At 59.1% G+C, this 13,564-nt stretch carries 18 protein-coding genes and 1 tRNA gene; 12 read left to right on the top strand and 7 right to left on the bottom strand.

What is annotated here, in order from left to right; translation table 11 throughout:
* Positions 1-284: 284 nt before the first annotated feature.
* Positions 285-590, top strand: coding sequence for an H-NS histone family protein (locus P7F28_RS21475; protein ID WP_277186689.1), 306 nt, complete (start codon positions 285-287; stop codon positions 588-590).
* Between the two features lie 200 nt (positions 591-790).
* Complete coding sequence (locus P7F28_RS21470; protein ID WP_277186688.1) at positions 791-1,951, top strand: cation diffusion facilitator family transporter; 1,161 nt, start codon at positions 791-793, stop codon at positions 1,949-1,951.
* Positions 1,952-1,961: 10 nt separating this feature from the next.
* Here the strand turns inward: P7F28_RS21470 and P7F28_RS21465 are convergent, their stop codons facing one another.
* From P7F28_RS21465 to P7F28_RS21455, 3 genes are all read right to left on the bottom strand, one after another.
* On the bottom strand, positions 1,962-2,420 hold the full coding sequence (locus P7F28_RS21465; RefSeq protein WP_062638894.1) for an Lrp/AsnC family transcriptional regulator: 459 nt from the start codon (positions 2,418-2,420) through the stop codon (positions 1,962-1,964).
* Between the two features lie 105 nt (positions 2,421-2,525).
* Positions 2,526-3,182: an exonuclease gene (locus P7F28_RS21460; protein ID WP_277186686.1), complete on the bottom strand. Its 657-nt coding sequence runs from the start codon at positions 3,180-3,182 to the stop codon at positions 2,526-2,528.
* The gene (locus P7F28_RS21455; protein WP_277186685.1) at positions 3,179-3,823 is read right to left on the bottom strand and encodes an MBL fold metallo-hydrolase; all 645 of its coding nucleotides are present in this window, start codon (positions 3,821-3,823) and stop codon (positions 3,179-3,181) included. Before P7F28_RS21455 ends, P7F28_RS21460 begins: the two co-directional genes overlap by 4 nt.
* A 659-nt stretch (positions 3,824-4,482) precedes the next feature.
* Between P7F28_RS21455 and P7F28_RS21450 the strand changes: the two genes are divergently transcribed.
* Positions 4,483-5,067 carry a septal ring lytic transglycosylase RlpA family protein gene (locus P7F28_RS21450; protein WP_277186683.1) on the top strand — a complete coding sequence of 195 codons (585 nt, stop codon included), beginning with the start codon at positions 4,483-4,485 and terminating at the stop codon, positions 5,065-5,067.
* Positions 5,068-5,112: 45 nt separating this feature from the next.
* On the opposite strand, the gene rsmI is transcribed toward P7F28_RS21450, so the two are convergent.
* Positions 5,113-6,006 (bottom strand): 16S rRNA (cytidine(1402)-2'-O)-methyltransferase, encoded by an 894-nt coding sequence (gene rsmI / locus P7F28_RS21445; protein ID WP_277186681.1) that lies wholly within the window; start codon positions 6,004-6,006, stop codon positions 5,113-5,115.
* Between the two features lie 69 nt (positions 6,007-6,075).
* On the opposite strand from rsmI, the gene P7F28_RS21440 reads away from it, so the two are divergent.
* The 6 genes from P7F28_RS21440 (at position 6,076) to P7F28_RS21415 (ending at position 8,906) form a co-directional block, all read left to right on the top strand.
* A complete protein-coding gene (locus tag P7F28_RS21440) occupies positions 6,076-6,435 on the top strand; it encodes a YraN family protein (protein ID WP_277186679.1) in 360 nt (119 codons plus the stop codon).
* Between the two features lie 76 nt (positions 6,436-6,511).
* Positions 6,512-7,099 carry a phosphoheptose isomerase gene (locus tag P7F28_RS21435; protein ID WP_277186678.1) on the top strand — a complete coding sequence of 196 codons (588 nt, stop codon included), beginning with the start codon at positions 6,512-6,514 and terminating at the stop codon, positions 7,097-7,099.
* A gap of 31 nt (positions 7,100-7,130) precedes the next feature.
* The gene (locus P7F28_RS21430; RefSeq protein ID WP_277186676.1) at positions 7,131-7,940 is read left to right on the top strand and encodes a BON domain-containing protein; all 810 of its coding nucleotides are present in this window, start codon (positions 7,131-7,133) and stop codon (positions 7,938-7,940) included.
* Entirely contained in the window at positions 7,940-8,269 is a 330-nt protein-coding gene (locus P7F28_RS21425) for a c-type cytochrome (protein ID WP_277186768.1), read from the top strand. Before P7F28_RS21430 ends, P7F28_RS21425 begins: the two co-directional genes overlap by 1 nt.
* Before the next feature lie 67 nt (positions 8,270-8,336).
* Positions 8,337-8,412, top strand: a tRNA-Ala gene (locus P7F28_RS21420).
* Between the two features lie 86 nt (positions 8,413-8,498).
* A complete protein-coding gene (locus P7F28_RS21415; protein ID WP_277186675.1) occupies positions 8,499-8,906 on the top strand; it encodes a VOC family protein in 408 nt (135 codons plus the stop codon).
* 3 nt (positions 8,907-8,909) lie between these two features.
* Here the strand turns inward: P7F28_RS21415 and P7F28_RS21410 are convergent, their stop codons facing one another.
* Both P7F28_RS21410 and sap1 read right to left on the bottom strand, forming a co-directional pair.
* The gene (locus tag P7F28_RS21410) at positions 8,910-9,461 is read right to left on the bottom strand and encodes a YaeQ family protein (protein WP_277186674.1); all 552 of its coding nucleotides are present in this window, start codon (positions 9,459-9,461) and stop codon (positions 8,910-8,912) included.
* 148 nt (positions 9,462-9,609) lie between these two features.
* Entirely contained in the window at positions 9,610-9,954 is a 345-nt protein-coding gene (sap1, locus tag P7F28_RS21405; RefSeq protein WP_277186673.1) for a surface attachment protein Sap1, read from the bottom strand.
* A 366-nt stretch (positions 9,955-10,320) separates the two neighbouring features.
* Between sap1 and P7F28_RS21400 the strand changes: the two genes are divergently transcribed.
* Together P7F28_RS21400 and P7F28_RS21395 are read left to right on the top strand one after the other, a co-directional pair.
* On the top strand, positions 10,321-10,947 hold the full coding sequence (locus P7F28_RS21400; RefSeq protein ID WP_277186672.1) for a LysE family translocator: 627 nt from the start codon (positions 10,321-10,323) through the stop codon (positions 10,945-10,947).
* Positions 10,944-11,414 (top strand): SgcJ/EcaC family oxidoreductase, encoded by a 471-nt coding sequence (locus P7F28_RS21395; protein WP_277186671.1) that lies wholly within the window; start codon positions 10,944-10,946, stop codon positions 11,412-11,414. The genes P7F28_RS21400 and P7F28_RS21395 overlap by 4 nt, the downstream gene beginning before the upstream one ends.
* Before the next feature lie 2 nt (positions 11,415-11,416).
* Here P7F28_RS21395 and mnmE read toward each other — a convergent pair whose 3' ends face one another.
* Positions 11,417-12,802, bottom strand: a complete 1,386-nt coding sequence (mnmE, locus tag P7F28_RS21390) for a tRNA uridine-5-carboxymethylaminomethyl(34) synthesis GTPase MnmE (protein ID WP_277186669.1) — start codon at positions 12,800-12,802, stop codon at positions 11,417-11,419.
* A gap of 313 nt (positions 12,803-13,115) precedes the next feature.
* Between mnmE and P7F28_RS21385 the strand changes: the two genes are divergently transcribed.
* Positions 13,116-13,529 carry a transcriptional regulator gene (locus P7F28_RS21385; RefSeq protein ID WP_277186668.1) on the top strand — a complete coding sequence of 138 codons (414 nt, stop codon included), beginning with the start codon at positions 13,116-13,118 and terminating at the stop codon, positions 13,527-13,529.
* Positions 13,530-13,564 lie beyond the last annotated feature (35 nt).

Below are 13,564 nucleotides of genomic sequence, written 5' to 3'. Positions count from 1 at the left end.
GTTCCCACTGCATGAAACGTTTGGCGCGAATATCGCGGTTTGTTTTCATCGCATGGCAAAGAAACCAACTATCTGCATGTTCGCTATTTTGTGCCGGTCTACCGCAATTTAAGCAGAGTGGGCGGCAAATGTTACGAGGGAAACAAACAACGACGAATTCCGTGTCAAACAGCACATGTCAACATAATCGATTTTGTGCTACTCTGCGTGCCAATCCGAGGCTTTACTCACTGAATAAACGGGCAGAACGACTCGTCAATCAGCAAACCACTTAGGGAATTGCCATGCCTTCATACAAGGAACTACTCGCACAGCGCGAGACACTCGAGCGTCAGATCGAAGAAGCCAAGTCGCGCGAATATGCGGAAGTGCTTAACGAGATCAAACAGAAAATGGCGGATTATGGCATCACGCTTCAGGAACTCGCTGGCGGTCGCGGTGCCAAGGGTACTAAAGCAGCATCGCGCAGCCGTTCGGGCGTTGCGCCGAAATATCGTGATCCGGACAGCGGCGCCACGTGGTCGGGTCGCGGAAAGCCGCCGAAATGGATTGCCGGACAAGATCGCGACAGCTTTTTGATCGGTCGATAAAAGTCCGCTAAGCGCTGAAACGAGTTTGGATGGTTAAAAGCCGCGCCTTTTGTGCGCGGCTTTTTGTTTTTGCGGTGCGCTTTCCCGCTGCGGCCACAGAGTTAGCGGTCTGATTTATAAGCGCTTTTGTCATTCTTGTCACGGCGTCGCCGATGTACGGAGTGATAAAATCTCAGCCACTCGGTTCTGAATAAATTTACATGTCCCTTTCGACGGTTCACGCTGCGGAAAAGCAGGAAATCGCCCGCAAGACTACGTGGACAAGCATTGCGCTTAATACCGGGCTGACTACCGCGCAACTCGTCGTCGGCGTTATTGCACACTCTCAGGCCTTGATTGCAGATGGCGTTCATTCGCTCGCGGACATTGTGTCGGACTTTATCGTTCTGATTGCTAATCGGCAGGCTTCTGCCGCGCCGGATGTCGATCATAACTATGGACACAATCGCTATGAAACGGTTGCTTCATTATTTCTGGGCGGATTGTTGATTGCCGTTGGTGTCGGAATGCTTTGGCGCGGTGGATCGCGTGTCGCGAACCTTCAGGATATTGCGCCGGTTCACGCGAGTGCGCTCGCCGTCGCAATAATCGTCCTGGTTTCAAAAGAAGCGCTTTTTCGCTATATGCTGCGTGCGGCTGAGCGCGTTCGTTCAGCCATGCTGATTGCAAATGCGTGGCATGCGCGATCGGACGCGGCATCATCGCTCGTAGTTGCGTTGGGCATTATCGGCAGTCTGGCGGGATTTAGAGTTCTCGATCCGGTTGCCGCGTGTCTGGTCGGTTTTCTGATCGGCAAAATGGGATGGACGTTCGCGTGGGATGCCTTACAAGATCTTTCCGACCGCGCGCTCGATTTGGCGACCACGGAAGATTTGCGCGGCATTTTGCTGGCCACGTCCGGCGTGCGTGAAGTCCACGAGTTGCGCACACGCAAAATGGGCGATCTCGCAATGGTGGACGCACATATTCTCGTCGATCCGCTTATTTCCGTGTCCGAAGGGCATTTCATCGCGGAGTCGGCGCGCGCGCATATTCTCGCCGATGCGCGCGTGATCGACGCCCTGATTCACGTCGATCCGGAAAGCGATGATCTGAATCCGTTACCCGGCAATTTTCCGCTGCGTTCCAAAGTGACGGCAGCGGTCAGCGCCGCGTTGGCGGAACAGGAATTGACGCTGGAAACGCTGAACCTGCATTACCTGTCCAGCGGTTTCGATGTCGATATCGTTCTGCCCGAATCAGCGGACAATCAGATTGAGATTGCCGCGAAACTCGGCCGTGTCGATTTCCACGCGCTTAAACAATCGCTCGGCGCGCGACGAATCCGCGTGACGCGGAGCGTCACGACCGGATCGAACTGACCGCGAAACTTCAGAGCGGCAATTGGGTATCAAACTTGATTTCGCGCAGCACAACGCTGGTACGAACCTGCGCGACGGCGGGAATCTTGAAGATGCGATCGTGGAGAAAGGCGTCGTAGGACTTGATATCCGGCGCCACGATCTTGAGGATGTAATCGGACTCTCCCGTCGTGCTGTAGCACTCGGTGACTTCCGGGCACGTGGCGATCTCGCGTTCAAACTGCTCGACGCCGCCTTCCGTGTGCCGCGTCAAATGAATATGCGCGAGCGCGCAAACATGAAGACCGAGTTTTTCCCGGTCGAGCAGAGCGGTGTAGCGCTGGATCACGCCGGACTGTTCCATGTCCTTGATGCGCCGCCAGCAAGGCGTGCTGGACAGACCGACTTGGTCCGAGATTTCCTGAACAGAACGGCGCGCGTCCAGTTGCAGAAGACGCAGGATTTTTTGTGAGAATGTATCGAGAGTCAACTGCGCCTCCGTTCGGTCGCGATCTGACTCTAATGTTAGAGGCGCAGAAAAAGAAACGCAATGCAACGCGCCCGCACTGAGGGAGTTTCCCTAACGCGATTGCCTTCAGAGTGTTGTTTTACCCTCAGTCCCGATTCCGGGCGCGGGCGAATCGGCCGAATTCGTTTCGTTCGATGATTTCCCCGCTCCGGCTTGCGTGGCGCGCAACTCGGCCAGCATATTGCAGAACAGCGCGCCTTGTTCGATAGCGTCATCGAGCGCGACGTGCGTGTGCGGCAACTCATCGAACCAATGCTTGGGCAGACGCGGTTTGATGGCTTTTCGATACGGCAGCCCGGTCATGGCAAATGCGAGCGTCTTGATGTCGAGCGCGGACCACGAAAACGGGCATCGCTCGGCAAAGCGCATCATGTACCAGAACATATAGGTGAAGTCGAAACCCGCCGGGTACGCGACGAACACCGGCTTGCCAGGCAATTTTTCGACCCATTCGACATACGCCGGCAGCGCGATTTCCGGCTTTTGCAAATCCGTTCGGCACGCGGCCCACGCGTCGGGCTGCGTCTTCCACCATGCCGCCTGCACCGGATGCGCCGTCGCGCCTTCGAGCGTTTCGAGATTCGCGGAGAACGTGGCGATGAGCTGCTTGTCCGCCGTGAACGCCGCCGATGCAAAGCTCAGCATCGAATGCGGACCGGGAATCGGGCCATCGGCTTCGACGTCGGTGCTGACGTAGATTTCGGGGATCGCGGTCTCGTTCATGCCGCGACTCCATCGCCGACGTACGGATTCGTGCGCCGTTCGTCGCCAAATGTGGATGCCGGGCCGTGACCGGGCACGAAGGTGACGTCATCGCCGAGCGGCCAGAGTTTCTCGCGAATCGAACGGACGAGATCGGCATGATTGCCGCGCGGAAAATCCGTTCGGCCGATGGAGCCGGAAAACAGCACATCGCCCACGAACGCCAGCCGATGCGCGCGGCTGAAGAACACCACATGTCCCGGCGTGTGTCCGGGGCAAAAATAGACTTCCATGCTTTCGTCCCCGACTTGCACGGTGTCGCCGTCTTCGAGCCATCGCTCGGGCGTGAAGGCTTCGGCGTTCGAGAAGCCGAATCGCTGTGTTTGCGCGGGAAGCTGATCGATCCAAAACGCATCTTCCCGATGCGGGCCTTCGATCTCGATACCGTAGTGCTGCGCAAGCGCCTTTGCCCCGCCGCAGTGATCGAGATGCCCGTGCGTCAGCAAGATTTTTTCGACCACGACGTCATGCCGATCCACTTCCGCAATGATCCGTTCGATATCGCCGCCCGGATCGACCACGGCGGCGCGTCGCGTGGTCTCGCAGATCACGATCGAGCAGTTTTGCTGAAACGGTGTGACGGGAACAAGGATGACTTTCATATGACGCGTGTCGGTTCAGGGCAGCCTGTAAAAGATGCATTGTAGCGGGGCCAAAACAATCGCTGTGGGCTTTGGAAAAGCGTGAAAAATCAACGCAAGAACCAGCAATTCTTACGTTCATAGACAAAATCAATTGCTTTCAGCGCAGTCCGACGAGCGGAACCCCACTTTTTTTGTATAATGCCAACATCTGCGCATGGGAGTAACCGTGCCATCAATGAGTGATCGTCTTAACGCTTGTGCGTTTTTACAATCGCTTTCAGTACGCTGTTGGGGGCCAAAAGCCTCGTAACTGCAACTCAAGCACCGTTAGTTGGTGCACACGTCTTGTCCAGCCAGGCGCCGCGCGTCTGTCAGACGGCCATTGCCGCCGTCATGCTGGATGGGGCCTACGCCGCCGTTCCTGCGCATTTCATCGCGCATGAACGTGAAGCCACGTTCGACTGGCGGCATGTGGGGTCTGGTCAGGCTGCCGGGGACAGGTTGCGCCAGACGTGAACATTAATCGGGCGTTTGCGGCACGAATTTGCCGCATCCGTGCAGGAGCGCGTCGTTCGCTTGGTCGGACGGCGTTTTGCTTTGTGCGGCAAGTCCAGAGCGGCCTATCGCGCGCCCAGGGGCGCTGCGCGGGACGCTCACTTTACTGTTGATACACGTCTATGAATGCTCGACTTATTCGACACGTCGGTGGCCTGCTAGCCCTGGTGCTGGCCGGTTGCGCCGCGCCGGGATCGGGCGATGTAGCCTCCAATCCTCCGACGACTACCACCGTCAGCACGAGCAGTGCCCGCTCGCCGGCACCGCTCGCGTTCGACAACAACCTCAGCACGCTGCCGGACGACAAGAGCAAATCGCTCGCGGACGCCAAACCGATCACGAGCGGCCCGGATGCCAGCAGCTTCGAGCAGCAGGGTAAGGCATCGTGGTACGGCCGCATGTTCCACGGTCGCAAGACCGCAAGCGGCGAGAAGTTCAACATGAACGCGATGACGGCCGCGCACAAAACGCTGCCGCTGGCGTCGTGGGTGCGCGTGACGAACGAAGCGAATCACAAGACCGTGGTCGTGAAGATCAACGATCGTGGTCCGTACGTGAAGGGCCGCGTGATCGATCTGTCGTACGCGGCGGCGTCGAAGCTCGGCATGCGCGGCGAAGGCACGCAGAAGGTCAAGATCGAAGGGCTTTCGCAGCAGGAAGCGCAAGAGGCGCGCGAGGAAGCGCAGTCTCTCGCCGCGGATAATTGATCGCGCGAGAGGCCTAGCCTTTCAGCCAGTACGAACGGGCCGTTTTCACGGCCCGTTTTCTTTTTCGCCGCGCTTGTTAAGTATGAGCGCGCGCTCATACAGCGCGTTACGCGACGCGCCCGTCAACGTCGCCGCAATCTTCGCCGCGCTCTTTACCGATAACTCTTCCAGCAACGTCGATAGCAACGCGTCATGCGCGTCCTCGGCGTCTTCGCGTTCGGGCGCGCCCTCGACAACGAGCACGAACTCGCCGCGCTGACGATTCGCATCTTCTTCGAGCCAGCTATGCCCTTCGGCCAGGGTGCATTGATGAACGCTCTCGTGTAACTTCGTCAATTCGCGCGCGATCAAAAGCCGCCGCTCTCCGCCGAACGCGTCCGCGAGTGCGCGCGTCGTTTCGACTATTCGATGCGGCGCTTCGTAGAACACCAAGGCGGTCGGCAAATCGACGAGTGTGCGCAGTTGCGTCGCGCGTTGTTTCGCCTTCGTCGGCAGGAAGCCGATGAACGTAAAGCCGCTCGCCCATGCGCCCGCGACGCTCAGTGCGGTCGTGACGGCGCTTGCGCCCGGCAGCGGAATGACGGGAAGACCGGCTTCGCGCACGGCATCGACTAAACGCGCGCCGGGATCGGAGATGCTGGGCGTGCCTGCATCCGATACGCACGCCACGCGCTCGCCGCTGCGCAGATGCTCGATCACGCGTTCGGCGGCGCTGCGTTCGTTGTGCTCGTGTACGGCGATCGACGGCTTCGAGATGCCGTAGCGTGCGAGCAATTGCGCGGTGTTGCGCGTGTCCTCGGCGGCGATGCGATCGACAAGACCGAGCACATGCAACGCGCGCACGGTGATATCCGCAGCATTGCCGATGGGCGTCGCGACCACGTACAACGCGCCCGCCGGATAGGTTTGCCCTTCGGCCAGTTCGGAGACTTGAAGCATGAGCGCGCGCGTCCTGCGACTTGATAAAGAACGCCATTTTGCCACGCATGGTTCGACAACTTTTATGAGGTGGCCGTGTCCAAATCGCTCGGCGATGCTTTTGAAACGCACGCGCTCGACTATCTGCAACGGCATCGCATGACGCTTGTCGCGCGTAACGTGCGATGTCGCGGCGGCGAGATCGATCTCGTCATGCGCGATGAGCGCGGCGCGCTCGTGTTCGTCGAAGTGCGCGCACGCAAGAGCCGCCGATTTGCGGATGCGGCGTCGAGTATCGGCGTAACGAAGCGCGCGCGACTGATACGCGCAGCCCAGCATTATTTGCTGACGTGGCGCGGAGCCATACCACCATGTCGATTCGACGTGATTGCGTTCGATGCCGGCAAGATAAGCTGGCTACCGGATGCTTTTCGCGCCGATGAAACGTAGTCGCGCTTGATGCATGCGGTAAACTGCGCAGATTCAAACGCCCGCATAAATCACGCGCTTCCCAACACGAGAGTCGATGTCAGTCGAACGCATCCAACAGCAATTCCGCGACAGCGCGGCGCTTACCCATGAAGCACTCGACACGCTGGCGGTCCCGATCGCGGCCGCCGTCGATACGCTTTTCGGCGCGCTCGCCAACGGCTCGAAAATCCTCGTCTGCGGCAACGGCGGCTCGGCGGCCGACGCGCAGCGTTTCGCCGCGCATCTGATCGGCTGCTTTGAGCGCGAACGTCCGGGCTTGCCGGCCATCGCATTGACGACGGATACCTCGATCCTCACGGCCATTGGCAACGACTACGCGTTCGAGCAGATCTTCTCGAATCAGGTCCGTGCATTGGGACAAAGCGGCGACGTGTTGCTGGCGATCAGCGCATCGGGCAATTCGGTCAATGTGCTCGCGGCGATTCAGGAAGCGCACGAGCGCGAGATGATCGTCATCGCGCTGACGGGCGACGGCGGCGGCGCCATGACCGACGTCCTCGCCGATACCGACATCCATATCTGCGTGCCATCCGAGCGGACGGCGCGTATCCAGGAAATCCATCTGCTGACCATTCACTGTCTGTGCGACGGCATCGACGCGATGCTGCTCGGTGAAGATTGAATCTGAAAGTCTGAAAGGGGGAACGGAGTTGATGAACAAGACACGCGTCAAGGCGACGCTGGCCAATGCGACGCTCGTGGTGACTATGTTGTCGGGTGTGGCGTTGACCTTGCAGGGCTGCGCGCTGGCGGTCGTCGGTGCGGCGGCGGGTGGCACGCTGATCGCCACGGACCGGCGCACGCTCGGTGCACAGACCGAGGACCGCGAAATTCAGGTCAAGGCGAGTTCGCGGATCAATGAGAATTTGCCTGACGCCGCGCACGTGAACGTGACCGTGTTCAATCGCCGCGTGCTGCTGACCGGCGAAGTACCCGACGATGCATCGAAGCAGAAGGCCGAGGCCGTCGTGCGCGATATCAACAACGTGGGCAGCATCGTCAACGAACTGGCGATTCAGGGCGCGGCATCGATCTCCTCGCGCGCCAACGATTCGTATCTCGAAGGCCGCGTAAAGACTGCGATGGTCGGCGAGAAGGATCTGCGCGCGAACTACTACAAGGTGGTGTGCGAGCGCAGCATCGTTTATCTGATGGGGCTGGTTACGCCGGACGAAGGCGCGCATGGTGCGGATGTCGCGGCGCGTGTTCCGGGCGTCGAGCAGGTCGTGAAGGTGTATCAGTACATCAAGCCGGAAGAGGCGGTGGCGTTGTCGGCTGCTGCTTCGTCGGATGCGAGCGCTGTCTCTGCGGCGAGCGCGCCTGTTGCTGCTGAGCCGACTGTCGGCACGGTGCCGGATTCATCGGTGACTTCGCGTCCGCTGGATACGCAGACGCCTGCGCCGGTAAAGCAATCGGATGTGCATCCGGGAAGTGCGAATCCGGCATCGGCGGCTAAGAAATGATGTTTTTGTTTATGCGATCGGGTTTGGCCGCTGCAGTGCTGATGGGTGCTGCGGCTTCTGCATCGGCTGCGGATGGGATGACGATTGCGCGTGGCAACGCGTGCATGGGCTGTCATGCGGTGGATCGCAAGCTCGTGGGGCCGTCGTTTCAGCAAATCGCCGAGAAGTACAAAGGCGATGCGCAGGCGCCCGCGAAACTGGCGTTGAAGGTCAAGAAGGGCGGTGCGGGCGTGTGGGGTTCGATACCCATGCCCTCACACCCCGCCATGAACGATGCGGATGTGAAGACGGTCGTCGCGTGGGTATTGGCGGGCGCGCCGACGAAGTGATGCTTGTACGTTGCCTTCGCGCTTGCGTTTGAGTAAAAGGCGTGTGGTACTATTTTGTTTCGTTGGGGGGGGGGTAGCTCAGCTGGGAGAGCGTCGCGTTCGCAATGCGAAGGTCGGGAGTTCGATCCTCCTCCTCTCCACCACGAATCTAAAGGGCTTGGCTAACCGCCAAGCCCTTTTCATTTCCGCTAGCATTTGCCTCACACGCGCCGAACTCAACGGGGGCAACATGCACATCACCATCCGAGAAATCGATCACGTAGTGATTCGCTGTGCCGATCTCGACCGCATGATTGCGTTCTACCGCGACGTGCTGGGTTGTCCCATCGACAAAGAGCAGCGCGAAATCGGCCTCGTGCAGATGCGCGCGGGACGTTCGCTCATCGATCTGCTTGCCGTGGGCGCGACCATCGATCGGCCGGAAAGCGGTCAGCCAGGCGCGGGCCGCAATGTGGATCACCTGTGTGTGCGCGTCGAGCCATTCGATGCCGACGCCTTGCGCAAGCATCTGGAACAACACGGCGCGCGCATCGGCGAGCAGGCACGGCGATACGGTGCCGAAGGCTTCGGCCCTTCGCTTTATCTGTTCGATCCCGAGGGCAATATGATCGAACTCAAAGGTCCGCCCGAAGCCTGAGCGTCATTCAGCCGGCGCTTTGAGAACCGTCCAGCGAATCTCGACCGCATCGGCCTTCTCGCTTCCGAGCGATACATCGCCGTCCTGAACCATAAGCTGCAGCCGCATCGTCCGTTCGGCCATTTTCCCGAGCGCCTCAGCGATGCCATCATCGAGCGACCACACCGTCACATTCTGCAAACGTTCGATCTTGCCCTTCACGCCCTGCCACCAGATATCCGCCGTCCGTCCGGCATAGGCAATAACGACGACGCGATCCGCCCGGCCGCTTGCCTTCGCAATTCGCCGTTCATCCGGCTGCCCGACTTCGATCCACGTTTCGATCTGGCCCGTGAGGTCTTTCTGCCAGAGATCAGGCTCGTCCGTATCGGAGAGTCCTTTGCAGAATTCAAGGCGCTCGTCCGCGAACAGCCCGAAAGCCGCGACGCGCACCATCATCCGTTCGTCGGTTTCGGATGGGTGACGGGCGATCGTAAGCGAATGATCGCCGTAGTAATGACGATCCATATCGGCAATCTGAAGCTCTGCCTTGTAGATAGTTGATTTGAGGGCCATGCGAAGATTGCTGACAAAAGGAGTAGCGCCAGGACGGCGCGAGAGCGCTATTGTGCAGCGAATCGGTGTCAAATTGCAGCGGTAGCATGAACGACTTTCAGCCGACGCGATTTAAAATCGGGTCGGCTGAATCAGCACCCCAAAAGTTTTACTGGTCGATAAACCGATCAGTTGTCCACATACCTTGTTTATCGTTATTCGCCGCATTCACGAATTCGATATCGTGGCCCACTACGCGCACGACACGGAATTGCGAATTCATTGGCGTGGAAATGCATTCGTAGCCTTCGAAGAATTGCTGCATCTTCTGATGCTCGCCTGCTTGCGCATGCTGATCGGCTGAATCGAATTTATCTTTTGAGAGGCAGCCGAACGAATTGGGCCGGAAAGTGAATGTCTGCTGGGGCTGAACTACGTTGTCTTGAGCCTGAGCGGTACTTACGACGGCGAAAAGACCCATGATTGCGACAAGAGCAGGGACGCGTTTCTTCATGTATATAGCCTCCGAACGAAATCGTTTCGCATTTAGCTATGTATTTAAAAGCGGCTGACCGCAAAACTCATGCTAATTGAGTGCGACAAAGTTGCAAGGAAAGAATGTGTGCGAATGCAGCACGTTAATCGCTTTCCATTAATTTGGATATAAGCTAATCAAAAGCGAAAATCACTTCGATGGACAGTTTCGAGAATGAAAGCTTCGTTTGGCTTCCGCGGTCTGCGACAATTCGTCTCTGGCGGTGAGTTGTGCGCCGCATTAGGCGCTCGTGCGCGCCAGCCCACGCAGGCTAGACCATTCGGCCTATTGCAACGCGGCGCGGTTCGTGGATAAATCGACGGATCAAAAATCTGGAGACGGTGTATGACGCTTGCTCAATGGTTGCCCTTCGCCATCGCCTCGGCGATCCTCGTCGCGATTCCCGGTCCGACGGTGCTGCTCGTGGTGTCCTATGCGCTCGGACACGGGCGCAAGTACGCACTGGTGACGACGCTCGGCGTCGCGCTCGGCGATCTGACCGCGATGACCGCGTCGATGCTCGGGCTCGGCGTGCTGCTCGCGGCATCGGCGGAATTGTTTATGGTGGTGAAGTGGATCGGCGCGGCCTATCTCATTTATTTGGGCTTCAAGTTGTGGCGCGCGCCGATCGTCGATACGGACGCGGTCAAACCAAGCAATGACTTGCACACCGGCCGCATCATGGCGCACGCATACGCCGTCACGACGCTGAACCCGAAGAGCATCATTTTCTTCGTGGCGTTCGTGCCGCAATTCGTCGATCCGCACACTGCCAGCGTGTCGCAAATAGCGATTCTCGAAGCAACGTTCGTCGGCCTCGCCGCAGCGAATGCGTTCGCCTACGCGCTGCTCGCGTCCGGCGCACGCCGGGCGATCCGCAAGCCGTCGGTGCAGCGCGCGGTCAACCGAACCGGCGGCGCGCTGTTGATGGGCGCGGGCGTGTTTGCGGCGGCGTGGAAAAAGTCTGCATGAGCACAATCGACGATTGGTCGGCGAGCGCGCGCCGCGTGTATTTCGGCTTGCTCGATGACTGGAACCGGCAAGACGCGCGCGCAATGGCATCGCGTTTTGCGGAGCGCGGCAGTCTCGTCGGCTTCGACGGCAGCGCGATCGACGGGCACGCGTGCATCGAAGCGCACGTAACGCCGATCTTCGCTCAGCATCCAACGCCGCTTTTCGTGGCGAAGGTGCGCGAGGTTCGGCGCATCGCGGGCGATCAGACCTTGCTGGTGCGCGCCGTTGCGGGCATGTGGCCGCGCGGCGCGTCGGCGCTCGATCCTCAAATGAACGCAATTCAGACCGTCGTGCTTTCGCGATATGACGGGGTGTATCGGATAGAGATGTTTCAGAACACGCCCGCCGCGTTTCATGGGCGGCCGGAAGAGGCCGAGAAGCTCAGCGAAGAATTGCGCGCCCTTGGGAAACCGCAGTTCTCCTAGCCTTATTTTCCGATACAAAACCGGCTGAAAATCACGCCCAAAAGGTCATCGGAGGAGAATTCGCCGGTGATCGCGTTGAGATTGTCCTGCGCGAGACGCAGTTCTTCGGCGAACAAGTCGAGGACTTGCGAGTGTTGATCGGCGTGCGAGGCGGCAAATGCGAGGTGGTCGCGTGCCTCGCGCAGCGCAATCAAATGCCGCTCGCGCGCGAGATAAACGCTCTCCGCGCCCGCTTGCCAGCCGGCAATCTTCAGGAGCGCGTCGCGTAACAGGGCGATACCATCGCCCGTTTTCGCGGACAAATTCACTTCACGACCTTCAGCGTCGTCACGCAGCGCAGCGGCCGCGCCCGCCAAATCGGTCTTGTTCAACACGCGCACGACGGGGACGCCCGCCGGGAAGCGCGTGGCGATCACGCGGTCTTCGTCCGTTACGCCGGTACGCGCATCGAGCAAATGGAGCACGACGTCCGCGCGCTCGATCTCGCCCCACGTCCGCTCGATACCGATGCGCTCGACTTCGTCTTCGGTCTCACGCAAACCGGCCGTATCGATGATACGCAGCGGGATGCCTTCGACCTGAATCGTTTGAGCGACTTTATCGCGCGTCGTGCCGGCAATCGGCGTGACGATCGCGAGTTCAGCGCCCGCCAACGCGTTCAGCAACGACGATTTGCCGACGTTCGGCTGACCTGCCAGCACGACGGACAAACCCTCGCGCAGCAGCGCGCCCTGACGGGCATCGGCGAGAACGGAGTCCAGCCGTTGCCTGATGCGCGTCAGCTTGCCGCGCGCGTCCGCCGCTTCGAGGAAGTCGATCTCTTCTTCGGGAAAGTCGAGCGTCGCTTCCACCAACATCCGCAAATTGATGACGTCGTCCACGAGTACGTGAATCTCGCGCGAGAACGCGCCGTCGAGCGAGCGGCCGGCGGATCGCGCGGCGGCTTCCGTGCTGGCTTCGATCAGATCGGCGACGGCTTCGGCCTGCGCGAGATCGAGTTTGTCGTTAAGAAACGCGCGACGCGTGAATTCGCCCGGTTCGGCCAGGCGTAATCCGAACTCGCGTCCCACTTCGATCGCCCGTTGCAGCACGAGCTGCAGGACGATCGGCCCGCCGTGTCCCTGCAGTTCGAGCACGTGCTCGCCCGTGTATGAATTCGGCGCCGGAAAGTACAGCGCGATGCCGCGATCGAGCGCTTCGCCGTTTGCATCGACGAACGGTACATAGCTCGCGTGTCTCGGCGCAAGCGCCTGGCCGCAGAGCGCGACCATCGCTTTCTGCGCTGCCACTTCTCCCGCGCGACCAAACGACAGCCGCACCACGCCGATACCGCCGCGCCCTGGCGCAGTGGCGATTGCGACGATCGGATCGGTGTCGTTACTCAGCATGGCGGCGGTCTTGAGGGCAGAAATTAGGTTGTCGGGATTGTATCGCGGTGGCGATTTCGACCTGCGTTACACTTCTTTCATCAGACTATTCTCAAGTTATCTTATGTGCGATATATTGCGAAATGTGAAACAAATTGCAATTACGGCAAAGTTTTGATGAAACACAAAGTCTGGCAAGGCTTTGACGCATAACGAAGCTTGCTCAAAAGCAACTATTGAAATCGTCTGATCGAGATAAAAAGACTTATTGCTTCGACATATCTAGCGTGAGTGGTTGACTGCTAGCGGGCGAATGTTTCGCACAATCCACTCCATGCCGACACCAATCGAAAAGGCCGACTTCTCAGAGCGGCTCAAATTTTGCATGGCCCGCTCACCTGAAAAGATGCGCGGCGCGACCGATCTCGCGAATCGATTCAATCTGCGATATCGAGGAGAACCTGTCTCTGCACAAACCGCGCACAAGTGGCTGACGGGACGTTCAATCCCGACGGTCGATAAGCTCGAGACATTGTCAGAGTGGCTCAAGGTCGATATGCACTGGCTTCACTACGGACCGTCGCCGAGCAACTCGCAGACGCCACCGAAGCCGTTAGTGCATAGCGCGGATTATCCGGCGTCGGACGAAACGCTGGAGTTGGCGGCGAAGATCGAAGCGTTGTCACCGCATCACCGATATTTGCTCGAGGAGTTGATCGAGCAGTTCTATGGGGCGGGGAAGCGGTAGGTGTCGCTACTTTTCGGACTTGATAACGATCCTTG

Source organism: Caballeronia sp. BR00000012568055, assembly GCF_029439455.1.
GTDB lineage: Bacteria > Pseudomonadota > Gammaproteobacteria > Burkholderiales > Burkholderiaceae > Caballeronia.
This window is presented reverse-complemented; position numbering and strand designations above follow the sequence as displayed.

Coding starts and splice junctions, on each gene's coding strand:
- P7F28_RS21475 (WP_277186689.1), top strand. CDS start 285: ATGCCTTCATACAAGGAACTACTCGCACAGCGCGAGACACTCGAGCGT.
- P7F28_RS21470 (WP_277186688.1), top strand. CDS start 791: ATGTCCCTTTCGACGGTTCACGCTGCGGAAAAGCAGGAAATCGCCCGC.
- P7F28_RS21460 (WP_277186686.1), bottom strand. CDS start 3,182: ATGAACGAGACCGCGATCCCCGAAATCTACGTCAGCACCGACGTCGAA.
- P7F28_RS21455 (WP_277186685.1), bottom strand. CDS start 3,823: ATGAAAGTCATCCTTGTTCCCGTCACACCGTTTCAGCAAAACTGCTCG.
- P7F28_RS21450 (WP_277186683.1), top strand. CDS start 4,483: ATGAATGCTCGACTTATTCGACACGTCGGTGGCCTGCTAGCCCTGGTG.
- rsmI (WP_277186681.1), bottom strand. CDS start 6,006: ATGCTTCAAGTCTCCGAACTGGCCGAAGGGCAAACCTATCCGGCGGGC.
- P7F28_RS21435 (WP_277186678.1), top strand. CDS start 6,512: ATGTCAGTCGAACGCATCCAACAGCAATTCCGCGACAGCGCGGCGCTT.
- P7F28_RS21430 (WP_277186676.1), top strand. CDS start 7,131: ATGAACAAGACACGCGTCAAGGCGACGCTGGCCAATGCGACGCTCGTG.
- P7F28_RS21425 (WP_277186768.1), top strand. CDS start 7,940: ATGTTTTTGTTTATGCGATCGGGTTTGGCCGCTGCAGTGCTGATGGGT.
- P7F28_RS21415 (WP_277186675.1), top strand. CDS start 8,499: ATGCACATCACCATCCGAGAAATCGATCACGTAGTGATTCGCTGTGCC.
- P7F28_RS21410 (WP_277186674.1), bottom strand. CDS start 9,461: ATGGCCCTCAAATCAACTATCTACAAGGCAGAGCTTCAGATTGCCGAT.
- sap1 (WP_277186673.1), bottom strand. CDS start 9,954: ATGAAGAAACGCGTCCCTGCTCTTGTCGCAATCATGGGTCTTTTCGCC.
- P7F28_RS21400 (WP_277186672.1), top strand. CDS start 10,321: ATGACGCTTGCTCAATGGTTGCCCTTCGCCATCGCCTCGGCGATCCTC.
- P7F28_RS21395 (WP_277186671.1), top strand. CDS start 10,944: ATGAGCACAATCGACGATTGGTCGGCGAGCGCGCGCCGCGTGTATTTC.
- mnmE (WP_277186669.1), bottom strand. CDS start 12,802: ATGCTGAGTAACGACACCGATCCGATCGTCGCAATCGCCACTGCGCCA.
- P7F28_RS21385 (WP_277186668.1), top strand. CDS start 13,116: ATGCCGACACCAATCGAAAAGGCCGACTTCTCAGAGCGGCTCAAATTT.